This is a genomic window from Amycolatopsis jiangsuensis (assembly GCF_014204865.1).
Lineage (GTDB): Bacteria > Actinomycetota > Actinomycetes > Mycobacteriales > Pseudonocardiaceae > Amycolatopsis > Amycolatopsis jiangsuensis.
Window position 1 is genome coordinate 4,084,920 of the sequence record NZ_JACHMG010000001.1, and the last position, 23,306, is coordinate 4,108,225.

25 protein-coding genes are annotated in these 23,306 nt (G+C 71.2%); 9 read left to right on the forward strand and 16 right to left on the reverse strand.

Annotated elements, in window-relative coordinates:
- Nucleotides 1-59 precede the first annotated feature (59 nt).
- A complete protein-coding gene (locus BJY18_RS17940; protein WP_184781069.1) occupies nucleotides 60-341 on the forward strand; it encodes a hypothetical protein in 282 nt (93 codons plus the stop codon).
- Between the two features lie 230 nt (nucleotides 342-571).
- Here BJY18_RS17940 and BJY18_RS17945 read toward each other — a convergent pair whose 3' ends face one another.
- The 3 genes from BJY18_RS17945 to BJY18_RS17955 form a co-directional block, all read right to left on the reverse strand.
- Nucleotides 572-1,153, reverse strand: coding sequence for a DUF3558 domain-containing protein (locus tag BJY18_RS17945; RefSeq protein WP_184781070.1), 582 nt, complete (start codon nucleotides 1,151-1,153; stop codon nucleotides 572-574).
- Between the two features lie 39 nt (nucleotides 1,154-1,192).
- Nucleotides 1,193-1,591, reverse strand: a complete 399-nt coding sequence (locus BJY18_RS17950) for a hypothetical protein (protein WP_221457804.1) — start codon at nucleotides 1,589-1,591, stop codon at nucleotides 1,193-1,195.
- Nucleotides 1,592-1,995: 404 nt separating this feature from the next.
- On the reverse strand, nucleotides 1,996-3,153 hold the full coding sequence (locus BJY18_RS17955) for an acyl-CoA dehydrogenase family protein (protein ID WP_184781071.1): 1,158 nt from the start codon (nucleotides 3,151-3,153) through the stop codon (nucleotides 1,996-1,998).
- A 108-nt stretch (nucleotides 3,154-3,261) separates the two neighbouring features.
- On the opposite strand from BJY18_RS17955, the gene BJY18_RS17960 reads away from it, so the two are divergent.
- A complete protein-coding gene (locus tag BJY18_RS17960) occupies nucleotides 3,262-4,935 on the forward strand; it encodes a class I adenylate-forming enzyme family protein (protein ID WP_184781072.1) in 1,674 nt (557 codons plus the stop codon).
- 14 nt (nucleotides 4,936-4,949) lie between these two features.
- Here BJY18_RS17960 and purE read toward each other — a convergent pair whose 3' ends face one another.
- Nucleotides 4,950-5,447 (reverse strand): 5-(carboxyamino)imidazole ribonucleotide mutase, encoded by a 498-nt coding sequence (gene purE, locus BJY18_RS17965; protein ID WP_184781073.1) that lies wholly within the window; start codon nucleotides 5,445-5,447, stop codon nucleotides 4,950-4,952.
- Between the two features lie 11 nt (nucleotides 5,448-5,458).
- On the reverse strand, nucleotides 5,459-6,643 hold the full coding sequence (locus BJY18_RS17970; protein WP_184781074.1) for a 5-(carboxyamino)imidazole ribonucleotide synthase: 1,185 nt from the start codon (nucleotides 6,641-6,643) through the stop codon (nucleotides 5,459-5,461).
- A 183-nt stretch (nucleotides 6,644-6,826) separates the two neighbouring features.
- On the opposite strand from BJY18_RS17970, the gene BJY18_RS17975 reads away from it, so the two are divergent.
- Nucleotides 6,827-7,123 (forward strand): hypothetical protein, encoded by a 297-nt coding sequence (locus BJY18_RS17975; protein ID WP_184781075.1) that lies wholly within the window; start codon nucleotides 6,827-6,829, stop codon nucleotides 7,121-7,123.
- A 218-nt stretch (nucleotides 7,124-7,341) separates the two neighbouring features.
- Here BJY18_RS17975 and BJY18_RS17980 read toward each other — a convergent pair whose 3' ends face one another.
- The 3 genes from BJY18_RS17980 to BJY18_RS17990 are packed head-to-tail and all read right to left on the reverse strand — an operon-like array spanning nucleotide 7,342 to nucleotide 10,737.
- Nucleotides 7,342-8,502 carry a glycosyltransferase 87 family protein gene (locus BJY18_RS17980; RefSeq protein ID WP_184781076.1) on the reverse strand — a complete coding sequence of 387 codons (1,161 nt, stop codon included), beginning with the start codon at nucleotides 8,500-8,502 and terminating at the stop codon, nucleotides 7,342-7,344.
- Entirely contained in the window at nucleotides 8,483-9,844 is a 1,362-nt protein-coding gene (locus BJY18_RS17985; RefSeq protein WP_184781077.1) for a glycosyltransferase 87 family protein, read from the reverse strand. Before BJY18_RS17985 ends, BJY18_RS17980 begins: the two co-directional genes overlap by 20 nt.
- 53 nt (nucleotides 9,845-9,897) lie before the next feature.
- Nucleotides 9,898-10,737, reverse strand: a complete 840-nt coding sequence (locus BJY18_RS17990) for a hypothetical protein (RefSeq protein WP_184781078.1) — start codon at nucleotides 10,735-10,737, stop codon at nucleotides 9,898-9,900.
- A gap of 253 nt (nucleotides 10,738-10,990) precedes the next feature.
- On the opposite strand from BJY18_RS17990, the gene BJY18_RS17995 reads away from it, so the two are divergent.
- Genes BJY18_RS17995 through BJY18_RS18005 form a run of 3 tightly spaced genes read left to right on the forward strand, consistent with a single transcriptional unit; the run spans nucleotide 10,991 to nucleotide 14,345 of the window.
- A complete protein-coding gene (locus tag BJY18_RS17995; protein WP_184781079.1) occupies nucleotides 10,991-13,270 on the forward strand; it encodes a sigma-70 family RNA polymerase sigma factor in 2,280 nt (759 codons plus the stop codon).
- Nucleotides 13,271-13,280: 10 nt separating this feature from the next.
- Nucleotides 13,281-13,784 (forward strand): GtrA family protein, encoded by a 504-nt coding sequence (locus tag BJY18_RS18000; RefSeq protein WP_184781080.1) that lies wholly within the window; start codon nucleotides 13,281-13,283, stop codon nucleotides 13,782-13,784.
- 36 nt (nucleotides 13,785-13,820) lie between these two features.
- Nucleotides 13,821-14,345 carry a GtrA family protein gene (locus tag BJY18_RS18005; RefSeq protein WP_184781081.1) on the forward strand — a complete coding sequence of 175 codons (525 nt, stop codon included), beginning with the start codon at nucleotides 13,821-13,823 and terminating at the stop codon, nucleotides 14,343-14,345.
- 4 nt (nucleotides 14,346-14,349) lie between these two features.
- Here the strand turns inward: BJY18_RS18005 and BJY18_RS18010 are convergent, their stop codons facing one another.
- Together BJY18_RS18010 and BJY18_RS18015 are read right to left on the reverse strand one after the other, a co-directional pair.
- The gene (locus tag BJY18_RS18010) at nucleotides 14,350-15,633 is read right to left on the reverse strand and encodes a sensor histidine kinase (protein WP_184784684.1); all 1,284 of its coding nucleotides are present in this window, start codon (nucleotides 15,631-15,633) and stop codon (nucleotides 14,350-14,352) included.
- Between the two features lie 12 nt (nucleotides 15,634-15,645).
- Nucleotides 15,646-16,350: a response regulator transcription factor gene (locus BJY18_RS18015; RefSeq protein ID WP_184784685.1), complete on the reverse strand. Its 705-nt coding sequence runs from the start codon at nucleotides 16,348-16,350 to the stop codon at nucleotides 15,646-15,648.
- 42 nt (nucleotides 16,351-16,392) lie between these two features.
- On the opposite strand from BJY18_RS18015, the gene hisN reads away from it, so the two are divergent.
- Nucleotides 16,393-17,184: a histidinol-phosphatase gene (gene hisN / locus BJY18_RS18020; protein WP_184784686.1), complete on the forward strand. Its 792-nt coding sequence runs from the start codon at nucleotides 16,393-16,395 to the stop codon at nucleotides 17,182-17,184.
- Here hisN and BJY18_RS18025 read toward each other — a convergent pair.
- The 5 genes from BJY18_RS18025 to BJY18_RS18045 all read right to left on the reverse strand — a co-directional run bounded on the left by BJY18_RS18025 (nucleotide 17,178) and on the right by BJY18_RS18045 (nucleotide 21,008).
- Complete coding sequence (locus BJY18_RS18025; protein ID WP_184781082.1) at nucleotides 17,178-17,444, reverse strand: hypothetical protein; 267 nt, start codon at nucleotides 17,442-17,444, stop codon at nucleotides 17,178-17,180. The two genes, hisN and BJY18_RS18025, sit on opposite strands and share 7 nt — an antisense overlap.
- Complete coding sequence (locus BJY18_RS18030) at nucleotides 17,444-18,265, reverse strand: TNT domain-containing protein (protein ID WP_184781083.1); 822 nt, start codon at nucleotides 18,263-18,265, stop codon at nucleotides 17,444-17,446. Before BJY18_RS18030 ends, BJY18_RS18025 begins: the two co-directional genes overlap by 1 nt.
- Before the next feature lie 286 nt (nucleotides 18,266-18,551).
- Entirely contained in the window at nucleotides 18,552-19,493 is a 942-nt protein-coding gene (locus BJY18_RS18035) for a hydroxymethylglutaryl-CoA lyase (protein ID WP_184781084.1), read from the reverse strand.
- A 2-nt stretch (nucleotides 19,494-19,495) separates the two neighbouring features.
- The gene (locus BJY18_RS18040; protein WP_184781085.1) at nucleotides 19,496-20,077 is read right to left on the reverse strand and encodes a PH domain-containing protein; all 582 of its coding nucleotides are present in this window, start codon (nucleotides 20,075-20,077) and stop codon (nucleotides 19,496-19,498) included.
- A gap of 124 nt (nucleotides 20,078-20,201) precedes the next feature.
- Nucleotides 20,202-21,008 carry a biotin--[acetyl-CoA-carboxylase] ligase gene (locus tag BJY18_RS18045; RefSeq protein WP_184781086.1) on the reverse strand — a complete coding sequence of 269 codons (807 nt, stop codon included), beginning with the start codon at nucleotides 21,006-21,008 and terminating at the stop codon, nucleotides 20,202-20,204.
- 176 nt (nucleotides 21,009-21,184) lie between these two features.
- On the opposite strand from BJY18_RS18045, the gene BJY18_RS18050 reads away from it, so the two are divergent.
- Nucleotides 21,185-22,204, forward strand: coding sequence for a C40 family peptidase (locus tag BJY18_RS18050; RefSeq protein ID WP_312873877.1), 1,020 nt, complete (start codon nucleotides 21,185-21,187; stop codon nucleotides 22,202-22,204).
- Nucleotides 22,205-22,265: 61 nt separating this feature from the next.
- Here BJY18_RS18050 and BJY18_RS37485 read toward each other — a convergent pair whose 3' ends face one another.
- Nucleotides 22,266-22,391 carry a hypothetical protein gene (locus tag BJY18_RS37485; protein ID WP_281393679.1) on the reverse strand — a complete coding sequence of 42 codons (126 nt, stop codon included), beginning with the start codon at nucleotides 22,389-22,391 and terminating at the stop codon, nucleotides 22,266-22,268.
- A 418-nt stretch (nucleotides 22,392-22,809) separates the two neighbouring features.
- Between BJY18_RS37485 and BJY18_RS18055 the strand changes: the two genes are divergently transcribed.
- Nucleotides 22,810-23,184, forward strand: a complete 375-nt coding sequence (locus BJY18_RS18055; RefSeq protein WP_184781088.1) for a VOC family protein — start codon at nucleotides 22,810-22,812, stop codon at nucleotides 23,182-23,184.
- Nucleotides 23,185-23,306 lie beyond the last annotated feature (122 nt).

Here is a 23,306-nt window from a genome sequence, read left to right on the forward strand (position 1 = left end):
AGGCCATGTGTGTCCCTGTAGGACACACCCCGGTCGTACGCACTTTTAGTGTCCGCCACATGACGGTGCGGATCGCAGGGGAGCTACCCGCAGAGCTGGTGACCGACGCGCAGTACGCGGTACACCGTTGGGCGAAGGATGGACGGAACCACCGGTTCTCGCGCGAGCAGGCGGGCGCGGAGGTGGCGTGGCCGAAGTGCACGCGCGGCCAGCCGATCCCGCAGCGGACGACGTTCCGCGGTGAGCTGTCGCCCGAGCTCGGGGAGGATCGCGACCACCCCGAGGACTGCGTGACCTGCTTCTTCACCGGCCCGCGCGCACCACGAAATTCGCTGTGGTGACCATGGGCAAGTGCATCAGCGACGACGGCACCGTGGAGCTGGACGGCAACGCCGAGACCGGCGACGACGAACAGCACGGCCGCGACGAATGATCTGCCGGCCGCCGCGACGGATGCCCCCGACGACGGCGCGGCGGCCGGGGCCTTATCGTCCGAGGAACACGGCTTCCCTCCCCCTGATCCCCGGCCGTCGCACCGAACCCGATACCGGTGCGGCGGCCGGGCCTTTACTCAGGCAGCGCCCTTCAGGTGCGTGACCACTGCCGCGCCGATTTTCTGGGCGCTCTCGCAGGTCTTGGGCTTGTTCTGCCCGGTGGTGATCATGGTGACCACGGTGAAGGCGAGCTGGTCGGTGATGCCAACCCACAGACTGCACGTGCCCGACGAGCGCAGGTCGTCCGCGGCAGCGAGGACCCCGGGATAGCCGTTCACCGTGACCGGCTGGAAGTAGGCCTGCTGCGCCTTCTGGTCGTAGATATCGCTGATACCGCCCTTGTTCTGCGGAACCGCTCCCACGTTAACGCGGTTTTCCGGGATCGTGGAGGCAGACCACCCGCACAAGTCTGGCGGACCCTGCGAGACCTTGCCCGGCGGCGCCAGACCGATATCCGCGAGCTGCGCATCAGTCAACGCACTGCACGGGTCACTCAGCAGTTCCTGCGTCGGCAGCGGAGCGGGCACCTTCAGCGAAGGATCGGCCGATGACGAAGACGCGTCCGGCGCCGAGGATGACGGGGAGGAGTTGTTGTCGGCCGCGCCACCGCCGCTACAGGCGACAAGCGATGCCACGGTGGCAGCCGCCAGGGCCGACATAGCACCGGTGCGACGGGGGCGAAAACAGGGTGCACGCACTCAGACATCTCCAGACTTCTTGGCGGAGTCGGCGGCTTCTTGCTCCGCCACGGTGATCTTGTTTTTCGCGGCCCTCAGGGCCGTGATGAAGTTCGTCGTGTAGTCAACCATCGCCTTGTGCTGCGCCACCAGCGAGGCTCCCGACGGGTAGGCGCCGTTCTTCACGAACGAATGGCTCGCGATCTCGTCACCGGGCGGCTTCACGTCGCGGATGGTGATGGCACGCCCGAGATCGTCTTGCAAGTCAGTCAGCATGTCTTCCCACTGCTTGATGACCCCGTCGATCTGGTCCGCGTCGAACTTGTAACCCCCGCCCGGGCCGTACCCGTCAACCTGAATCGGCGGCACCGGCGGCACCTCGATCTTGGGTTGTTGCGGCTGTGGTTGTTCTCCGGCCACAGCTCGTAAGCCCCCTCAGTGCATCGCCTCGCCGCCCCGATGGCGGCGAGATCAACTGCCCGGATGCTAACGCAACGGAGCCGGTTCATTGCAGAAACGCAGAATCCCCCGCCTCGTGAAGAGGCCGGGGAGTGCGGAGGCGAGTGGATCACCTCGGTCGAGGCGGTAAACGACCACTCTCAAGGGAGGCACATGCGAGCTTCGGCACTGGCCGAGTACCTCGGCCAGTGCCCGCCCGGCGTTCACACTCCGTCTGTATCAGCACCGCTGCCCGACTCGTACGACCGGACGCGGCAAGCCATCGACCGCCGTCTGTTACGTCCACGCGCCGTCGGCTGACGAATCACGGACGGAAGACGACCCGTTAACGATCAACCACGCCGCCACAAAGAGGAGGCATGCGCTCAGCCCTTCAACAGGGAACGGGCCATCACGACCTTCTGGATCTGGTTCGTGCCCTCGTAGATCTGGGTGATCTTCGCGTCGCGCATCATGCGTTCCACCGGGAAGTCGCGGGTGTAGCCGGCGCCGCCGAAGAGTTGGACCGCGTCTGTGGTCACGGACATCGCCACGTCTGAGGCGTATGCCTTCGCGGCCGAGGCCATGAAGCCGGCACGCTTGTCGCCGCGTTCGGAGGCGGCTGCGGAGGCGTAGACGAGGTGGCGGGCGGCTTCGATCTTCGTGCCCATGTCGGCCAGCATGAACTGCACGCCCTGGAACTCCGCGATCGCCTTGCCGAACTGCTTGCGCTCCTTGACGTAGGCGACGGCCGCGTCCAGCGCTCCCTGCGCGATGCCCAGCGCCTGGGCGCCGATGGTCGGGCGCGTGTGATCCAGCGTGCGCAGCGCGGTCTTCAGGCCGGAGCCCGGTTCCCCGATGATCCGGTCGGCGGGGATGGTGCAGTCCTCGAAGTAGATCTCGCGCGTCGGGGAGCCCTTGATGCCCAGTTTCCGTTCCTTCGGGCCCACCGAGAAGCCCGGGTCGTCCTTGTGCACGACGAACGCCGAGATGCCGTTGGCCTTCTTCTCCGCGTCCGGATCGGTCACCGCCATCACCGTGTACCACGAGGATTCACCCGCGTTGGTGATCCAGCACTTGGTGCCGTTGAGCACCCAGTGATCACCGTCGAGACGGGCGCGCGTGCGCATCGACGCGGTGTCCGAACCCGCTTCGCGCTCCGACAGCGCGTACGACGCCGAAGCCTCGCCCGAGGCGATCGACGGCAGCACCTGCTTCTTCAACTCCTCGGAGGCGGACAGGATGATCGGCTGCGTGCCGAGCTTGTTCACCGCCGGGATGAGCGACGCGGACGCGTCGACCCGCGCGACCTCTTCGATCACAATGCAGGCGCCGACCGCGTCCGCGCCCTGGCCGTCGTACTCCTCGCCGATGTGCACCGCGTTGAAACCGGACTTGACCAGCGCCTGGTTCGCCTCGACCGGGTAGCGTTCCTGCTCGTCGACCTCGGTCGCGTACGGCGCGATCTCCTTCTCCGCGAGCGCGCGGACGGCGGCCCGCAGCTCCTCGTGCTCCTCGGCCAGCTGGTACAGGCCATCGGCCACGTTCCGTCACCTCTTCCGCAGCGAACCTCGACTGATCTGGTCGATGTTAGCGCCCGTTCACGGCGGTCGTCCTTGTGTCGTTGCCCGCACCGTTCGTAAGGTCGGGTGATGGCCATCACCGCGTCGACGCCGCCGCCCGGATTGCCCCGTTCCCTCGACTATCCCGAGGTTCCGGTGGGTTCGATACTCGCCGGCGCCGCCGCCCGCTACGGCGACCGCACGGCGTTCGCGCTGGGCGACGAGAGCCGCACCTTCGCCGAGACGTACGCCGCCGCTTGCCGGTTCGCGAACGCGTTGCGCGCGCACGGCATCGGACGCGGCGACGTGGTCGCCCTGCACCTGCCCAACTGCCTCGACTACCCGGTCGCCTACCACGGCGTCCTGTTGGCCGGCGCCACCTTCAGCCCGGCCAATCCGCTGCTGCCGCCGAACGATCTGGCCTTCCAGCTCGCCGACTGCGCGGCCACCGCCGTGGTCACCTACGGTCCGGTGGCCGCGGCCGTGGCCGCGATCGCCGACCGCATCCCGGCACGCCTGCGGATCGTCGTCTCCCCGCAGGGCGAACCGGATCCCGGCAGTGTCGAGTTCGGCGAGTTCTCCGCGGGGCAGCCCGCGACCCGCCCGGACGTCGAGATCGACGTGCACCGCGATCTCGCCCACCTCGCCTACACCGGAGGGACGACCGGCCGGTCGAAGGGCGTCGAGCTCACGCACCACAACGTCGTGGCCAACACGGTGCAGCACGGCTGCGCGCAGAGCGGCGCGCTCCCGGCGTTCGACGCGAATGGTGACGTCGTGCTCGACCAGATCGGCGGCGAGGACGAGTGGCCCGGAAGGCTCGGCACCGGCGTGACGATCAACCTCACGCCGTGGTTCCACGCGATGGGCGTGATCGCGGGGCTGAACGCCGCGCTGCTGGGCGGAACCACGGTCGTCCTGCACTCCCGGTTCGACCCGGAGGCCTACGTCGCCGACGCCGAACGCCTGAAGGTGACCTCTCTCGGCGGCGCGCCCGCGCTGTTCGCGGCCCTGCTGGCCACGCCGTCGTTCCACACCGCCGACCTGTCGTCGGTGCACGGCATCGGTTCGGGCGCTGCGCCGATGAGCCACGAGATGATCCGGGCCCTGCGCGAACGGTTCCCCGGCGTGGTGGTCGTGGAGGGCTACGGGCTCACCGAGATGACGATGGGCGCGGTCGTCTCGCCCGCGCACCGCTCCGGCGTACGCAAGGTCGGTTCGGTCGGCAGGCCGATCTTCGACACCGAGCTGAAGCTCGTCGCCGAGGGCAGCGAGGAGCCGCTGCCGCCCGGGCAGGAGGGCGAGGTGTGCCTGCGCGGGCCGCAGATGATGCGCGGCTACCACGACCGCCCGGAGGAGACCGCGGCCACGCTCGTGGACGGCTGGCTGCACACCGGCGACATCGGGGTGCTCGACCCGGACGGCTATCTGTCCATTGTGGATCGCAAGAAGGACATGTTGCTGTACAAGGGTTACAACGTGTTCCCGCGCGAGCTGGAGGAGCTGCTGAGCGCGCTGCCCGGCGTGCTGAGCGCGGCCGTGGTGGGACGACCGAACGACGAAGTGGGCGAACTGCCGGTGGCGTTCGTGGTGCGCCGCCCCGGCGTGGAGGTGGACGCCGCCCAGCTCATCGCCGCGGTGAACGAACAGGTACTGCCGTACAAACGCTTGCGCGAGCTGCACTTCGTGGACGAGATCCCGGTGTCGGCGGCCGGGAAGGTGCTGAAACGCGAACTGCGCAAACAGCTTCCCGAACCAGCCTGAGGCGGGGAAAGCAGCTACTTGCCGGCCTTCTCGCGCAGCTTCGCGTCCTTGTCGAGCACCAGCTGTTCCAGGTCGGACCGGAACTGGGTCACCTTCGCCTGCAGCGCCGGTTCGGCGGCGGCCAGGATGCGCACTGCCAGGAGGCCGGCGTTGCGGGCGCCGCCGACCGACACCGTGGCGACCGGGATCCCGGCCGGCATCTGGACGATCGACAGCAGCGAATCGAGCCCGTCGAGGTACTTCAGCGGCACCGGGACGCCGATCACCGGCAGCACGGTGGCCGAGGCGACCATGCCCGGCAGGTGCGCGGCACCACCGGCACCGGCGATGATCACGCGCAGCCCGCGTTCGGCCGCGGTCGTGGCGTAGTCGAGCATCCGCTGCGGGGTGCGGTGTGCGGAGTAGACGCCGACCTCGTACTCCACGCCGAACTCGTCCAGCGCCTGGCCGGCCGCCTCCAGCACCGGCCAGTCCGAGTCGCTGCCCATGATCACGCCCACCTGCGGCGCCATTGTGTTCCCCTTCAGTGGATTTCGTGGCCGTCGAGCCAGACGGCGTGCGAGAGCCAGTGCGCGGACAGCAGCGCCTTCTCGCGCAGCTCCTCCATCCGCTCGCCGACGAAGTTCACGTGCCCCAGCTTGCGGCCCGGGCGCTCCTGCTTGCCGTAGAGGTGGATCCTCGCCTCGGGGAACCGCGCGAACAGGTGGTGGACGCGTTCGTCCGGGCCCATCTGCGGGGAGACGTCGGCGCCGAGCACGTTCGCCATCACGCACGCGGGCGCGAGGAGATCCGTGCGCCCGAGCGGGTAGTCGAGCACGCCACGCAAGTGCTGCTCGAACTGCGAGGTGCGGGATCCGTCCATGGTCCAGTGCCCGGAGTTGTGCGGGCGCATGGCCAGCTCGTTGACCAGCAGGCCGGTGTCGGTCTCGAACAGCTCGACCGCGAGCAGCCCGGTGACGTCGAGCGTGGACGCGACGCGCAGCGCCAGCTCCTGCGCCTCGTGCACGCGGGCTTCGGACAGCCCGGGCGCGGGCGCGAGGACCTCGGTGTTGATCCCGCCGGTCTGCACCGTCTCCACCACCGGGTAGGCCGCCCCCTGGCCGAACGGCGAACGCGCGACGAGCGCGGACAGCTCGCGCTTCATCACCACCTTCTCCTCGACCAGCAGCTCGGTACCCGCGGCGAGTAGCTCCGGCACGGTCTCGCGGGCCTGCTGAGCGGTGTCGAGCATCCAGACGCCGCGGCCGTCGTAACCACCGCGGGACGCCTTGAGCACCACCGGCCAGCCGTGCTCGCCGCCGAACGCCAGCACATCGTCTGTTGTGGACACCTCGGCGAACGCGGGACCGGGCACGCCGAGACCGGCCATCATCTCGCGCATGACGAGCTTGTTCTGCGCGAACCCGAGCGCGGTCGGCGCGGGCCGCACCACGAAACCTTCGGTGACGAGGCTCAGCAGATGCTCGCCGGGCACGTGCTCGTGGTCGAAGGTGACGACGTCGACCTGCCGGGCGAACGCCATCAGCGCGTCGAGATCGGTGTGGTGCCCGATGACGACGTCGCTCGCCACGAGCGGCGCCGCCTCCGCCTCGTCGGCCGCCAGCACCTTGAGCGACTGCCCGAGCGAGATCGCCGCCTGATGCGTCATGCGGGCGAGCTGTCCCCCGCCGACCATGCCCACGACAGGGAGCCCAGTACGTTTGTCCATAACGCCACCAGGTTACTGAACGGCGTCTCCCGCACCGGCGGCGACCTGCGTGGACGGCCGTCCACGACACCCGCCCCGCAGTTCCCCGCCAGTGCAGCCGGGCCCGAGCAGGATGGGGCGATAGACTTCGTCTCCCTGCCCCGCCCGGTCTTCCTCGCCCTGCGCGAGGCCAGCCTTCCCGGCGTGGCCACCCGGTTGCTCACCGAGGGCCGCCCGGTGCGCATGCCGGACGGATTCGGCGCGGTGCTCGCCTGGCTCTGGCACAGCGACGCCAACGCGGCCGTGCTCTACCTCGCCGAGCTGATGAAACACCTGCGCGAACGGCATCCGCTGGCCCGCACGGTGGAGCAACCGCTGCGGTTCGACGAGGTACTCGCCGCCGCCCGCGCGGCACTGCCCGCCGACTTCGACCAGGGCGACCTGCTCATCCGCCACGTACGCACCAGCCTCGGCGATTGGTACGGCGGTGCCCCGGACTGAACCAGTCACCCACCGCGCTGCTCCTCGGTCTCCCGAAGATTCCGTTCACGGACAAACCGCGCACCGCAAGCCAAGCGGCCGGCAAGCGAGTCGGCCGGCAAGCCAGGCGACCAGCAGACAAGCCGACCAGCACGCCAAGCGACCAGCAGACAAGCCGACCAGCACGCCAAGCGACCAGCAGACAAGGCGGTGACCTACCGAGACCTACCGAGACGAGTTCACTTCGCCAGGCCTGGCCGCTCCACCGAGGCGAGCATCCGCCGCTCCCTCGCCGCCAGGCCCACGATGCCTGCCGCGGCGGCCAGTACGTAGGCGTTGCCCAGCACGTCCCAGCCCAGGCCCCAGCTGAACTCCTGGTTTCCGCCGTTCGGGACGAGCATCACGATCTGGGACGCGAAGAGCGCCACCGCCGCGGCCGCCCACCAACGCCGGCCGGTGCGGAGCAGCAACGCCACCAGCGGGATCGCCCACACCCAGTGGTGCGACCACGAGACCGGCGACAGCAGCAACCCGTAGAACGCCGTGACCAGCAGCGCTTCCACCGGCTCACCACGCCGGTGGTAACGCACCACCAGCCACACCGCGGGCACGGCCAGCACCGCGCCCACCGCGATCGCCACGTCGGTGGACCAGGGCGCGAGCGCGGACGCGCGGTTGACCAGGCCGTTCAGCGACTGGTTGAAGATCCAGTGCACCGAGCCCACCCGGTCCGGGTCGAACGCCGCCTTCGTCCAGTACTGCACCGAATCGCCCGGCGCGACCGCGAACATCACCGCCTCCAGGCCGGCGAACGTGCCGAGCGCACGCAACCCGTCCTTCCAGCGTCCGGTGAAGAACAGGTACGGCACGAAGATCAGCGGGGTCAGCTTGACCGCCGACGCCACGCCGATCAGCACCCCGCCCGCCCGCGAGCCGCGCGCGGACAGCACCAGCGCGTCGAGCACCACGAGCGCCATCAGTATGAGGTTGATCTGGCCCAGTACCAGCGTCTTCCACACCGGTTCCAGGACCAGAACGAGGGCCGTGCCCGCCGTGAGCCAGGCTCCCGACGGCCGCGAAACCACCGCGAGCACGACAGTAACGGCGACCACCGACAAAACCGCGAGAACGCCCCACACCAGCCCGGCCGGAACGACCGCGAGCGGGACGAAGGCCAGCGCCGCGGCCGGGGTGTAGGTGAAGGGCAGGCGCACCCAGTCCGGCAGGGTCGTGAGGTCCACCGAGTACAACGGCTCGCCCTTGAGCAGAGTCAGCGCGCCCGCCCGGTAGACCGCGCTGTCCGCGCCCAGGTGCCAGCCGCGCAGCCATCCGACGAGCCCCACCGCCAGCGCGAGTACCGGCAGGACCGCCGGCCACCGATTACCGCGTGGAATCGGCACCGGCACCGTCCACGGTCTCCGTGTGAGCTCGTTCACGGGCCCGGCGCTGCAGGCCCCAGCGCAGGATCAGCGCGGCGGCGAGCACCACCGGCATCAGGATGTAGGCGGCACCCAGCACGTTCTGCCACACCTTCCAGTGCAGCTCCACGTCGCGCCCGTTGGGCAGGATCAGCAGCACGCAGCTGACGAACACGAACGCCACCAGACCCGTGCCGAGCCACCGTTTCCAGGCGGTGGCCGGGGTGGTCTTCGGCAGCCGCGACACCAGCAGCACCACCAGCGGCGCCACCCACACCCAGTGGTGCGACCAGGAGATCGGGGAGATCAACAGGATCCAGAACGCGGTGACGAGCAGCGAGGCCAGCGCCTGGCCACGCCGGTGGAACCGCAGCACCAGCCACAGCGCGGGAATCGCCAGCAGCAGGCCGATGCCGATGGCCGCCTTCGACGCCCACGGCGCCAGATCGGTGACCCGGCTCAGCAACGCGTTCAACGACTGGTTGCCCGCCCAGTGCACCGGGCCGATGCGGCCGGTGTCGGGCAGCGTCTTGGTCCAGTACTGCCATGCGTCGTGCGGCTTGACCACGAACAGCAACGCCTGCATGCCCACGAAGGTCGCCAGCCCGCGGATCGCGTCCCGCCGCCGTCCGGTGATGAAAAGGTGGCCGAGGAACACGATCGGGGTCAGCTTGATCGCCGCGGCGACGCCCACCAGCACCCCGCCCCAGCGGCTGCCGCGCGCGCCGATCACGAGCATGTCCAGCAGCACCATGGCCATCAGGATCAGGTTGATCTGGCCGAGGAAAATCGTCCGCCACACCGGTTCGAGGAGGAGAAACACCAGGAAGAACACGATCGTCGACCGGGCGGGCGAGGCCCACCAGCGCGGTCCGTCGGCCGCCGGCCGGGGCAGCGCGCCGATCGCGATCCGGACCGAGAGCACGAGCGCGCCCAGCGAAACCACGGTGAGGAAGCCCCAGGCCACCTGCGCCGGCACGAGAGCGAGCGGCACGAACAGCAGCGCCGCCGTAGGCGGGTAGGTGAACGGCAGCAGCGCCCAGCCCGGCTCTGTCGGCAGCGTGTTGGCGTCGTAAAGGCTGTCGCCATGCAGCAGCTGCAACGCGCCACCGCGGTACACCGCGCTGTCGACGCCGAGGTTCCAGTCGTGCGCCCAGCCCCAGATGCCGGCCACGATCGCGATCAGCGGAATGAGCGAGAGAATCAGGATCGACCGCGGGCGCACGGAAAGCCGGGCCAGCGATCTGCGCAGGGCCAGGCGCGGCTGCCCGGCACCGGCCGCGGAGGCTTCGCCGGGATCGGCGGAGGAGACGGTCCTGGTCACCTCACCAGGAAAGCATGCTGCCCCCGGCGTTGACCGAGAAGGGTGACCGGCGCTCAGCTGTGCGCGAGTTCGGTGAGCAGCGCGCAGGCGGCCTCGTGGGTCGCGGGCAGCCGGACGGCCGACACCTTCGGCCGGACGACGTCGCGTAGCTGGGCGTCCGCCGAAAGGCGCTCGTTGAGGGACCTTCGCAGGCTGACGCCGCGCGAGGCCAGGCGTTCGTCGCGCCAGGCCAGGACGGCGACAGCGGACGGGCCGATCGTGGCGTAGCTTTCGCCGGTGTCGAAGATGGCACGGACGGCGTCCGCGATCAGGATCATCGTGGTCAGCCGCGACCAGCCGGACACCTCCGAGAGATCCGCGGAAACGGTCAGCAGCACGTGGTCGTCGCCGCTTTCCCTGCGGTAGACCTCGCCGAGGCGGGTACGCAGGTACGCGGCCGAGGGCAGGCCGGTGAGCGGATCGGTGACCTCGGTGTGCACGAGCTGATCGGTGGCCACGTCGGCCCACGCCAGCGCGGTCACCCGCAGCAACCGGGCGGGGGTGGCGTCGACGTCCGGGGACACGAAACCGTCGACCGCGTCCGGATCGGCGAGCACCGCGTGCAGGGCGGCCAGATCCGACAGCGTCTCGGACAGCCCCGCCCCGGCCGCGGCCCTGGCCCGGCCCAGACCGGCCAGCGCGGTCTCCGCGCCGGTCGCTCCGTGCCGGACGACGGCCGCGCACACGGCGTCGACCTCGGGCAGTGCCCAGTCGCTCGGGAATCGCCAGCCGGCGGCCAGACTGGCGGTACGCCAGCGAGCGCGCAGTGCCCGCAGATGCCGGTCCCGGTCGAAGCGGGCGCGCGCCTGCCCGTCCGCGGAACCGGACCACGCTCCGGTCGCCGGTACGTCCACCGAACCCCCAGCTCCTTCCGGTCGAGACGATCTTGGCCCCATCCGGGGGAGGGACGTGACGGGGAGTCCGGCGTGACGCGCGTTCGCCGACCTTTTTCCGGGTCGACCTCGCACGTGGGGTGAACTCGTTGCGCCGACGGTGTCAACCGGCTGACCACAGCGTGACGTGTGTCAGCGCATCCGTCACACTTGGTACGCGTTGTAGGAGTGCACGCGGCTCAGCACCGGCCGCGCCCACCGACGAAGGAGCCCCGTGTCCACCGTTCCCGCCGATCTCTCCGGTAAGAGCGACGCCGAGCTGATCGCTGAGGTGCGTGCCGGGGAGATCGCGTCCTACGGTCCGCTCTACGAACGGCACAGCGCCGCCGCGCACAACCTCGCGCGGCAGCTGGCGCGGTCCAGCTCCGAGGCCGACGACCTGGTGTCCGAGGCGTTCTCCAAGGTGCTGGACACGCTGCGTGGCGGCAAGGGCCCGGACACCGCCTTTCGCGCGTACCTGCTGACCGCGCTGCGGCACACCGCCTACGACAAGACCCGCCGCGATCGCCGCGTCGACCTCAACGAGGACATGAGCGACGTCGGCGGCGCCGCCGGCGAAGCGCTCACGGTGCAGTTCTCCGACACCGCGGTGGCGGGTCTCGAGCGGACCATGGCCGCGAAGGCGTTCGCGCGGCTGCCCGAGCGCTGGCAGGCCGTGCTCTGGCACACCGAGATCGAGCAGCAGAGCCCGGCCGAAGTCGCGCCGTTGCTGGGACTCACCGCCAACGGCGTGTCCGCGCTCGCCTACCGCGCCCGCGAAGGTCTGCGCCAGTCCTACCTCCAGGTCCACCTGCAGGAGAACGGCGCCGAGCGCTGCCGGGCGACCGCCGACCGGCTCGGTGCCTGGACCCGCGACGGACTGTCCAAACGCGAGCGTTCGCAGGTGGAAAACCACCTCGACGAATGCGAGAGCTGCCGGGCGCTGGCGGCCGAACTGGCCGACGTCAACGGCGGGCTGCGCGCGATCATCGCGCCGATCGTCCTCGGTGGCGCCGCACTCGGGTACCTGGCCACGATCGGTGCGGCCAAGGCGAGCGCGGCCACCGCGGGTGCCGCCGCGGCCGGTGCGGCCGGCGCCGGTGCGGCCGCGGCGAGTGGCGCGAAGGCGGGTGCGGCGGCCGCCGCGTCCGGGCCACGGCAGTTCGCCGGCGTCGCCGCTTCCGGTGCCGCGATGGTGGCCGCGGTCGCCGTCGCGCTGGCCGCAGGCGGCGGACAGCAGAGCATTCCGGCCGCGCAACAGGTTCCGCAGCCGCCGCCGGTGGCACCCGCCCCCGCCCCGGCGCCGGCCCCGCAGCCCCAGCCCGCGCCGCCGCCCGCCGCGCCTCCGGCACCACCCGCGCCGCCGCCCGCCCAGCCGCCGGCACAGCCGGTGCAGCCGCCCGCGGCTCCCCCGGCGCAGCCGCCCGCCGCGCCGGCTCCGCCGAAGCTGTCCGCGACGTCACCGGCGAGCGGGATCGAGCTGAAGCCCGGCGGAGAGCCGGTGTCCCTGCCGATCACCGTGCGCAACGACGGTGCCGGTGAGTCGGAGCCGGTCGAAGCCGCACTCAACCTGCCGCCCGGGGTCTCCGCGGTGCCCGCGGGTGGCGGCGGTGGCGCGATCGGCGCGTTCTCCGCCGAAGCCGCGCCGAAAGCCGATCCGGCCACCGTCGCCTGTCCCGGCGGCACCGGCACGGTCACCTGCAAGACCGGTTCCGGTCTGCGGCCCGGGCAGTCCGCCGTGCTCACCTTCCGGCTGCAGGCCGCGGAGGACGCGCAGGGGGGCACGGTGACCGGTTCGGTCTCCGCCGGTGTCTCGGTCAAGGTCCAGGTGCGCGTCGCGGTCCGGGTGCAGAGCCCGGCGGACGACGTGCTGCTGCAGGCGGACCCGGACCGGCTCTCGTCGTTCCCGTGGACCCGCAACCCGCTCATCTCCGTGCGGGTGCGCAACACCGGCGAGAGCACGAAGCCGGTCACGGTGTCCTTCGACCACGCGCTGTACCAGGCGTGGAGCCTGAGCGGGTTCGAGTGCACGCGCGACGGAGCCGGCGCCTCCTGCACCACGCGCACCTCGCTCGCCCCCACCGAGCAGGCGAAGCTCTGGGTACGGGTGAAGGGCCGTCCGGCGCACGACGCCCCGGTGACCGTGACCGCGAAGCTCGGCAAAGCGACCAAGAGCGAGCCGGTGCGGTTCGGCTGCTGGATCGGCATCTGCGAGGTCCCCTACCCCACCGGCCCGAAGCCGGCCCCGACCACGTCCCCGTCGACCTCGTCGCCGTCGTCGTCCTCTCCGTCGTCGACGCCTGGCACCTCGAGCTCCCGGCCGCACCGTCCGTGGCCGAGCCCGCCGAAGACGCCGTCGTCACTGCCGAGCGACACCCCGGAAAGCACCTCGAGCACTCCGGCCACGACCACCACGAGCGCGCCACCGAATCCGGGGACCGGCAAGTCCGGCAAACCCGGCGAGCGGCCGCCGTCGGTCGAGCCCAGGAGCTTCTTCGGCTGGCTGACGGAGTAGCGTCGATGCGGTGCGTGAGTTCCTGACGAAGCACCGTGAGCTGCTTCGCTTCGCCGTGGTGGGCGGCACCAGCTTCGCCATCACCACGGTGATCACCTACGTGCTGAAGTTCACCGTGCTGCGCGCGAACCCGGTCACCGCGCTGATCATCGGCGTGCTGGTCGCCACGATCTTCTCCTACGTCGCCAACCGCGAATGGGCGTTCCGCACCCGCGGCGGGCACGAACGTTCGCACGAGGCCGCGTTGTTCTTCCTGATCAGCGGCGTCGCTCTGGGACTGAACGCGTTGCCGCAGTGGATCTCGCGCTACGTACTGGACCTGCAGGTGCCGCAGGTGAGCCTGTTCGGCCAGGAAGTGGCCGACTTCGTGAGCGGGATGATCCTGGGCACCGTGCTGGGCACGCTGTTTCGCTGGTGGGCGTTCAAGAAGTGGGTGTTCCCGACCGAGGGAGCGCGGCTGCGTGCGGTCGAGCCGGCGGGCGAACCGGGCGAAACCGGCCGGAAGGCCGCCTGAGACCGAGGATGACCTCGGCTTCTTTAGACTGGACGGGTGACCGTCGTGGAAACCGTGCTGGCCCGCACGCCCGAGCCGCTGCGCGCGGTGCTCATCAAGCACCGGGAGCTGCTGAAGTTCGCGATCGTCGGCGGCACGACGTTCGTGGTCGACAACGGCGTCTGGTACCTGCTGAAGCTGAGCGTCCTGGAGTCCAAGCCGACCACGGCGAAGGCGATCGCGATCATCGTGGCCGCCATCGTCTCCTACGTGCTGAACCGGGAATGGTCCTTCCGCACCCGCGGCGGCCGCGAACGCAGCCATGAGGCCGCACTGTTCTTCCTGGTCAGCGGCGTCGCGGTGGTGGTGAACCTGATCCCGCTGTACCTGTCGCGCTACGCGCTGCACCTCGAGGTGCCGCACGTGTCGAGGCTCGTGCAGGAGGTCGCGGACTTCGCCAGCGGCTCGATCGTCGGCATGCTGCTGGCCATGTTCTTCCGCTTCTGGGCCTTCAAGAAGTGGGTTTTCCCGGACGAGCTGGGCCAGCGCCGCCGCGAACAGGTCACCCGGCTGCCCCGCTGACCGCTCAGCGCGGCACCGGTGTGGCGGGCCAGCGCACTTCACCCACGTCGTCCGGGCGCGGCACCTTCAGGAACAGGCTGAAAATCGCCGGACGCTTGTTCGACAGCTCCAGCCGTCCGCCGTCGGCCTCGACGAGGGCCCGGGCCAGTGCCAGCCCGACGCCGGTGGAGCCGGCGCCGGAGAAGCCGCGTTCGAAGATGTGCGGGACGATCTCGTCCGGAACGCCGGAGCCGGTGTCGCCGATCTCGATCACCACGGTTCCTTCCGCGTCGCCGCGGCGGGCGGCCAGCGTGACCGCGCCGGCGCCGTGCCGCAACGCGTTGTCCAGCAGCACCCCGACCACCTCGCGCAGCCTCGCCGGGGTCGCGCGGACCATCAGGCCGTCCGCGATCTTCATCCGCAGGTTCCGGCCCTCGGCACGCAGCAGCTGCCGCCATTCCTCGGCGATCGCGGGCAGCGTGACCGGCAGGTCCACCGGTTCGGCGTCGACCTCCCGTGCGGCACGGGCGGCGGCCAGCAGGTCCTCCAGCGCCTGCGCGAGCCGGTCCGCCTGTTCCTGTGCGGCCCGGGACTCCTCGGCCACGTCCGCGTCCTCGTGCAGGGTCAGCGGCTCCAGCCGCAGCTGCAGCGCGGTGAGCCGGCTGCGCAGCTGGTGCGAAACGTCGCCGACCAGCTGCCGTTCCCGCTGCACGAGCTGGGCCAGCGCGGAACCGGAGGTGTCGAGCGCCTCGGCGACCATGTCCAGCTCGGCGACCCGATACCGGCTCGGATCGGGCCGGAAATCACCGCCGCCGAGCCGGGACGCGCGGTCCGCGACGTGCCGCAGCGGTTTCGCCAGTCGCCGCGCGGTGACCGTGGCGACCACTGTGCCGGTGCCGACCGACAGCACCACCAGCAGCACGACCAGCAAAGTCACCTGGGTCTGCTTCGAGCGGACCGGTCCGCTCGGGATCGCGAGGACCACCGTGCCCCGCCGAGCGGTCGGTGCCGATTCGACGACCGGGTCCGGGCCCGGATTCAGGCCGAGGTGCTTCTCGGGCATGCCCTCCCCGCGCACGGTGAGCAGGCCACCGCGGGGAACGCCGACGCGGAACTGGCCGATGTCCACGTCCTGGCCGTTGGCCACCTGGGTGTCCACCGTCGCGGCGATGTTGCGGGCCCGCTCGGCCAGGCTCTCCCGGTTCAGGTTCTCCACCAGCCGCCACGCGGTGACGCCCAGCGGGATGCCGAGCACCGCCGCTGTGACCAGTACGGCGAGCAGGATCGCCAGCAGGATCCGGCGGCGCATGCTCATCGGCGGCTACTCGACGTTGAACCGGAAGCCGACGCCGCGCACGGTCGCGATGCGCCGCTCCGCGTCGGAGTGCGCGGACTTGGTCCCCCGCCCGCCGGCGGCCTCGTCCGCGGCGACCGCGAGCTTGCGGCGCAGCCACGACATGTGCATGTCGAGCGTCTTCGACGTCTTCGATTCCAGGTCGTTCCACACCTCGGACAGGATCTCGTCCCGGCTGACCACCTGGCCGGCGCGGCTCATCAGCACGCGCAGCAGTTCGAACTCCTTGTTCGCCAGCTGCACCTCCTGCGCGTCCACGGTGACCAGCCGGGCGCCGAGGTCCATCCGGACCCCGCCGGCCTCCAGCACCTCCGGCACCCGGCGGCGCAGCAGCGCGCGGATGCGGGCCAGCAGCTCGGCGAGCCGGAACGGCTTGGCCACGTAGTCGTCGGCACCCGCGTCGAGGCCGACCACGAAGTCCACCTCGTCGGTGCGCGCGGTGAGCATCAGCACCGGCAGTTCGGTACCGCTCGCGCGCAGCCTGCGGCACACCTCGAGACCGTCCATCCCCGGCAGTCCCAGATCGAGCACGAGCAGGTCGACCCGGTGTTCGCCGGTCGCGGTCAGCACCGCCGGACCGTCGGTGACGACCTCGATCTCGTATCCCTCGCGGTGCAGTGCCCGCGACAGCGGCTCGGCGATGGCCGGATCGTCTTCGGCAAGTAGGACCATGCTCACCTGGCCAACCTTACGGTGAACCGGCGTGAAACCATCGTGACCGTGCCCGGCTACGACGATGACCTGACTCTCGCCACCCGGCTGGCTGACGCCGCCGACGCGGTGACCACGGCCCGCTTCCGGGCACTCGACCTGACGGTTTCGGCCAAACCGGACCGGACGCCGGTGACCGACGCGGACACCGCGGTGGAGGACGCGATCCGCGCGGTCCTCGCCACCGAGCGGCCCGGCGACGCGGTGCTGGGCGAGGAACGCGGCGGCAGCGCGGACTCCCGCGCCCGGGCGTGGGTGCTCGACCCGATCGACGGAACGAAGAACTTCCTGCGCGGGGTCCCGGTGTGGGCCACGCTGATCGCGCTGGTCGAGGACGGCACGCCGGTGGTCGGCGTGATCAGCGCGCCGCTGCTGGGCCGCCGGTGGTGGGCCTCCCGCGGCGCCGGGGCGTACCTGCGCGACGCCGCGGGCGAACGGAAGCTGTCGGTGTCCGGGGTTTCCACGCTCTCGGACGCGTATCTGTCCACGACGGACCTGAACACCTGGCCCGAGTACCACTCGCGGGAGAGCTACCTCGCGCTCACCGAGGCGTGCTGGGAAACCCGCGCGTTCGGCGACTTCTGGCACCACTGTCTCGTCGCGGAGGGCGCGCTGGACATCGCCGCGGAATGCGTGGTGAACCCGTGGGACGTCGCCGCCACCCAGGTCATCGTGACCGAGGCCGGCGGGCGGTTCACCGACCTGTCCGGGGCGCCGACCTACCAGGGCGGCTCGGCACTGTCGACCAACGGCCTGCTGCACGACGAGGCGCTGGCGGTGCTGCGCCGTCAGTGAGTCTCGGGCAGCACGCCGACCGCGCCGCGGGCGACCTGCGACCAGGTGAGCCTGCCGAACAGGTAGTGGCAGGCGACCTGTTCCGAGGTGAACGCGGCCCAGTCGTAGCGGCTGCCCTGCTCGCGCCAGAACACCTCCCAGCCCGCGCCGTCCGAAGCCGGCATCAGGCACCAGGTGTTGTCCGCCTCGGCACCGATCGAAACGACCTCGGCCGGCACCCCGACCACGTCCAGCCACCGCCGGATCGACTGCGTGTTCATCAAGCCTCCCGCGTGATGTCGGCCAGGAAACCCAGGGTGACCAGTTCGTCGGCGGCCAGCACCGCGCGGTAGCGCAGGCCTCCGCCGGGCTGCCCGAACCACTCCGCACTGCGCGAAAGCCACATCGGCACCGGCTTCTCCACCCGGTAGCGCCGGTAACCGGAGCGCAGCGCGGCGGGCGGCAGTGAGCGCTGCGTGAACGGCGTGCCCTCCGGCGCGAAGACGCGGCCGTGCTCGCCGCCGAACCGGTCCAGCAGCGTGCCTTCCGGCAGCACCACCGCTTCCGGCTCACCGTCGGAGGAATCCGCCGCGGACGGCCACACGTATTCGGCACCGGCGACGAACCGGCTCTCCCACTCCGCGCCCCCGGGCGGCCGGTAGCCCTCGAGCACGGCGGACGGCGGTTCCGGATCGGCCGGTGGCGTGGGCGAGCGCCGGAACCCTTGCCCGACATATCCGAGCACGGCGGTGTCGTCGAGCAGCACGGACTCCGGGTGGTCGGCGGGCGGGTACCGGTGGGCACGGGCCGGCAGCTGCCGTTCCGGACGGTCCGCGGCGACCGGCAGGTGCCCGAGCGGGAACATGTGCACCAGAAACAACGCCAGCACGCTCTCCCGGTCGGTCCGCGGCGAGCCGACCGGCGGCCGGGGCGCCGGGCTGCGCACCGCGCCGGTACCGGACGGCGGAGTCGGCACCCCGAGGCCGGACGGCGGGGTGGGCGCGTCGTCGAAGCCCCCGTCGAGGAGCCCGCCGTACTGGGCTGGCACCCGTACGGGACCGGTGGCCAGGTCGGTGTTCGCCGGTTCTGGCTGATCGGACACGGCACCCTCTTCTCGGTCGCACCGGCACCGGTAAGACGTTCGTCCCGCCGCGTGGTTCCGCCCCGAGCGGGAGATCCCACTTTATCGGGCGAAGGTGATCTCTCGCCGCACCAACGCGCGGGCGGAACCGCGGGACCACCCGGTCCGGCGGTGCCCTGCCCTCGCGCGTCCGTTGAGACGGACGTGGGCATCTACCCGGCTCAGCGGTGCCCAGCGCGGGCGCCGGAAGGACCGGGAAGCCGTCCGAACCGCGGCCGCCCGTGTACGGGGAGGCGAACCGAGGTGCCTACCCGGCCAGCGCGTTCACCACGCGCGACGGCGAGGGGCGGCCCAGCTGCCCGGCCATCCACACGCTCGTCTCGACCAGTGCGCCGAGGTCGACGCCGTGGTCGATGCCGAGGCCTTCCAGCAGCCACACCAGGTCCTCGGTGGCCAGGTTGCCGGTGGCCGACTCGGCGTACGGGCAACCGCCGAGACCGCCCGCCGAGGCATCCACAGTGGACACTCCGGCTCGCAGCGCCGCCTCGGTGTTGGCCAGCGCCTGCCCGTAGGTGTCGTGGAAGTGCACGGCCAGCGCCGAGACGTCGACCTCGGACTTCCCGAACGTCTCGATCAGCTTGGCGACCTGGCCGGTGGTGGCGACGCCGATGGTGTCGCCGAGGGAAAGCTGGGAACAGCCGAAGTCGAGCAGCCGCTTCCCGGCCCGCACCACCTGCTCGGCGGGCACCACGCCTTCCCACGGGTCGCCGAAGCACATCGACAGGTAGCCGCGGACTTCCAGCCCCTCGGCACGGGCCCGCGTGACCACCGGCTCGAACATGGCGAACTGCTCGTCCAGCGTCGAGTTGAGGTTCCGCTGGGCGAAGGTCTCCGTGGCGCTGGCGAAGATCGCGATGTGGCCGACCCCGGCGTTCAGCGCCCGGTCGAGGCCGCGTTCGTTCGGCACCAGCACCGGGTACCGCACGCCCTCGCGGCGGTCGAGCCCGGCGAGCAGCTGCTCGGCGTCGGCGAGCTGCGGCACCCATTTCGGGTGCACGAAACTGGTCGCCTCCAGCGTGGTCAGCCCGGCACCGGCGAGCCGGTCGAGGAACTCGAGCTTCACCTCCACCGGCACGACCGCGCTCTCGTTCTGCAGCCCGTCGCGCGGACCGACCTCCCAGATCGTGACGCGCGGCGGCAGTCCGTCCACCGGCACCCGCTCGGGCAGTCCTGCTTCCCTGGCACCCATTGTCAACGCCTCCGTCCGCGCGGAGCCCGCCGCTGTGGCGGCAACGGCTCGGTCTGCTGGGGTCCGTACCCGGACTCGGACTGGTAGTCGTCGTACGGGTTGTCGTTGACCTCGCGGTAGATCACCGTGTGCACGTGCTCGACGCGCGGGATGTCGTCGAACTTCAGCGGCTCGTCCGAGGCCGACTCGACGATCAGCGTGCCGCAGCCGAAGACCCGGTCCAGCAGACCGTGCTCGAACTGCACGCTGTTGATCCGCGACATCGGGATGTCGATCCCGGTGCGCTTCAGCACGCCTTCGCGGGCGATCAGCCGGTCGGTGGTCACGATGAAGTGCGTGGTGCGCCAGCGGACCAGCGGCGCGAGGAACAGCCACACCACGAGCACCAGCGCCACCACCCCGATGGCGATCATGGCCACGTTGTTCCACGGCGCCGGCGCGTCCGGCGCCAGGGTGAGCAGCCAGATCGCCGCGGCCACGGTGATCACGAACGCCACGAACGGGAAGATCAGCATCTTGAAGTGCGGGTGGCTGTGCACCACCACGTGCTCGTTCTGGCTGAGCAGATCGTCCGGATAGGCCACCGCGTGACGCTCCCCTGGTGTGTGCCGGTGCTGGTGGAACCACCGTACCGGCGCGGGCACCGGACGGACGCCGCGGACACCGGTTCGGGCCGGGCACCGCGGCGAGGTGGCGGAGGCGCAGCGTCTAGAGCGGGCGCACGTGGACCACGTCACCGGCGAACACGGTGAGCCGCCGTCCGTCCGGCACGTCCACCTGGAGCTGGCCGGCACCGTCGAGGTCGGCGGCCCGGCCGGTGAGCTCGGAGCCGTCCGGCAGCTGCACCCGCACGTCGAGCCCGAGTGTCGAACAGCGCGCCCGGTAGTCGGCGAGCAGCCCGGCCGCCGTCAGGTCACCGCCTGCCTGGCGCCAGCGTCGCTCCAGTTCGTCGAACCGGGTGAGCAGGGCGAGCGCGATCTCGGTGCGGTCGGTCGTCGTCGCGCCCTGTTCGGCCAGCGAGGTCGCGGGCAGGCCGCCCGGTCCGGCCGGCACGTCGCCGAGCGGCAGCACGTTGAGCCCGATGCCCAGTACCACGCCGGCCCCGTCCCCGCCGACCGCCTCGGCCAGGATTCCGGCGCACTTCGCCCGTTCCGGCCCGGCGAGCATGTCGTTGGGCCACTTGAGCACGGCGTCCACCCCGACCTCGGTGGCGACCGCGTGCGCCGCGAGCCCGGCGACCACCGAAAGGGAGCCGAGCGCGGCGAACGCCACGCCGGCCGGGCGCAGCGCGACGCTCAGGTACAGCCCGGCGCCCTTCGGCGAACTCCAGCTCCGGGCCCGGCGGCCGACGCCGGCCGTCTGCTGCTCGGCGAGCAGCACGGTCCGGTCCGCGGCACCGTTCTCCAGGGCTGCCCGCAGGTCGGCGTTGGTGGATCCGGTCGTTTCGACGACGTCCACCCGGGCGTACCGGCCGGTGAGACCCGCGCGCAGCCGTGCCGCGTCCAGTTCAGCCATGCGCCCACCATATGAGAGTCCCCCTAACGTGCAAGCCACTCACTCGTTGGAGAGAGGTGCGCTCTTCTAGATTGGACGCCGTGACCCCGCCGCCGGCTGACTCCAGCACGCCCGAGACCACGCCCGAAAGCAAGCCCAGGCCGTCATGGGCCCGGGGCGCGCTGCACCGTGGCCTGGTGGCGTTGCCTCTGGTGGCCGGGCTGGTCGCGGCCGGCTGGATCGTGGCCGACCGCGGTGCGCCGGCCACTCCGGCACCGGCCGCGGACACTGCCGTCGAACCGGTCCCGAGCGGGCCGTCCGTGCTCCAGGCCAGCGCCCCCGTGCGCGCGCAGGAGCCGGCGCAGGGCGCGGCGGGCAGCGGTGGTGAGTCGCCGCTGCAACAGTGGGCGGACTCGCTCGCCGGACCGCTGGGCATCCCGGCTCCGGCGCTGCTGGGTTACGCGAACGGCGAGCTGGCGTTGCGGGCCGAGGATCCCGGCTGTCACCTGTCCTGGGTCACGCTGGCCGGGGTCGGGGAGGCGGGCACCGACCACGGCCGCCGCGAAGGCACGCTGATGGGGCTGTCCACGGCACAGTGGAAGAAGTACGGCGGGAAGATCAGCGGCATCGCCGAGCCCGCGCTGACCGATCCGTCCTCCGCCGCGGTCGCCGCGGGCCGTGCGCTGTGTGCGGGTGCCGGCGACCTCACCGCGGGCAACGGCTGGTGGAAGGCGATGGCCGGCTACCAGCACGGCGGCGACATGGAGCTGTTCCGGCAGCGGGTCCTCGGCTACGCGCAGCTGTACGCCACGCTCTCCCTCGACCCGGAGAAGTCCGGCAGCCCCGCGGTCGGTGCCACCCGGTTCGCGCTGGGCCAGCTGGGCCTGCCCTACGTGTGGGGCGGCAACGGCCCGGACGCCGGCGCCGCAGGCTTCGACTGTTCCGGCCTCACCAAGGCGTCCTACGAAAGCGCGGGCGTCACCCTGCCGCGGACCGCGGACAGCCAGTTCCGTGCGCTGCCACCGGTCGCGGGGGGCGCCGAACCACAGCTGGGCGACCTGGTGTTCTACGGCAGTCCGGGTACCCGCATCCACCACGTGGGCCTCTACCTCGGCAACGGCCTGATGATCAACGCACCGACCGAGGGCCAGGCCATCCAGATCCACACCTTCCACACCCCCGGCGACGATTACGCCGGAGCCGGGCACCCGGGCTGACGCGGGCCATGGCGAACCCGCCGGCGGAAGCCGTTTCGCGCCGGGGTCTGCCGCAGCTGCCTCAGTGCGTGGAGAGGTACACCTTCGCCAGGTGGCCCTTGCCGAGGTTCCAGTCGAAGCTGTTGGCCGTGCGCCGGCCGCAGGCCGACCGTGTCGCGCCCGTGCCGTCCGGGTTGGTGGCCGTCACCCGGGGCGCACTTGCCGTCCGCCCGCGTGTCCTTGACGTCGCCCCGGACGTGCACCTTGCCGCTTCCACAGGTGACGTCCCATTCGGCGTAGCCACCGGGCACGGTGACCTCGTTGCCGGTGTCCGGGCAGGCGCCCAGCACGGCCGGTGTTCCCGGTGTCGCTGCCGCCGGCGGCGATGGCCGTTCGCCCGGTGATCCCCAGTGAACGCTTTCGCCATGGCGAACCCGCGACAAATTCCGTTGCCTCGTGATCCGGCCGCGGCGTAGCCTCGGGCCATGATCACCGGGACGGCTGGACGCCTTGCACGGGAAGGCGACCCGGTGGAGGGCTGATCGCGGTACGGGCTCGTGGCCCGCCGGGAAGCGCGTGAGTATCCGCACTTCTCCGCCACGCAACCCGAAAGCGAGTACCGCCGGATGAGCATCAGCTTCAACCACACCATCATCGCCGCCAAGGACCGCGCCGAGTCGGCGAAGTTCTTCCGCACGCTGTTCGAAGTGCCGGAAGCGCCGTCCTGGGGACCGTTCACCAACGTGCAGCTCCCCGACGGGGTGCTGCTGCAGTTCGCCGAACCGCCGGTGGAGATCCAGATGCAGCACTACGCCTTCCTGGTCGACGACGAACTGTTCGACCGCGCGTACCGCCGGCTGTGCGACACCGGCGTCGAACACTGGGCCGACCCGCAGATGACGCGCCCCGGCGAAACCAACACCGGGCACGGTGGCCGCGGCGTGTACTTCAAGGACCCGGCCGGGCACGCGTTCGAGATGATCACGCGGCCCTATCTGTAGCCGCCGGAGCCGCCGGTCGGGTGCAGCCCGCGAACCCGTCACGTCGGGCCACGGCTTCGCGGGCTGCCTCACGGCGTCCAGTCGCCGGGGCGGTTCGCGGGCTGCCCCACGGCCGCCAGTCG

Bases quoted from the DNA above. Each gene is read 5' to 3' on its own strand.
- BJY18_RS17940 (WP_184781069.1), top strand. From the start codon at position 60: ATGACGGTGCGGATCGCAGGGGAGCTACCCGCAGAGCTGGTGACCGAC.
- BJY18_RS17945 (WP_184781070.1), bottom strand. From the start codon at position 1,153: ATGTCGGCCCTGGCGGCTGCCACCGTGGCATCGCTTGTCGCCTGTAGC.
- BJY18_RS17960 (WP_184781072.1), top strand. From the start codon at position 3,262: ATGGCCATCACCGCGTCGACGCCGCCGCCCGGATTGCCCCGTTCCCTC.
- purE (WP_184781073.1), bottom strand. From the start codon at position 5,447: ATGGCGCCGCAGGTGGGCGTGATCATGGGCAGCGACTCGGACTGGCCG.
- BJY18_RS17970 (WP_184781074.1), bottom strand. From the start codon at position 6,643: ATGGACAAACGTACTGGGCTCCCTGTCGTGGGCATGGTCGGCGGGGGA.
- BJY18_RS18010 (WP_184784684.1), bottom strand. From the start codon at position 15,633: ATGCGCCGCCGGATCCTGCTGGCGATCCTGCTCGCCGTACTGGTCACA.
- BJY18_RS18015 (WP_184784685.1), bottom strand. From the start codon at position 16,350: ATGGTCCTACTTGCCGAAGACGATCCGGCCATCGCCGAGCCGCTGTCG.
- BJY18_RS18025 (WP_184781082.1), bottom strand. From the start codon at position 17,444: ATGAACACGCAGTCGATCCGGCGGTGGCTGGACGTGGTCGGGGTGCCG.
- BJY18_RS18035 (WP_184781084.1), bottom strand. From the start codon at position 19,493: ATGGGTGCCAGGGAAGCAGGACTGCCCGAGCGGGTGCCGGTGGACGGA.
- BJY18_RS18045 (WP_184781086.1), bottom strand. From the start codon at position 21,008: ATGGCTGAACTGGACGCGGCACGGCTGCGCGCGGGTCTCACCGGCCGG.
- BJY18_RS18055 (WP_184781088.1), top strand. From the start codon at position 22,810: ATGAGCATCAGCTTCAACCACACCATCATCGCCGCCAAGGACCGCGCC.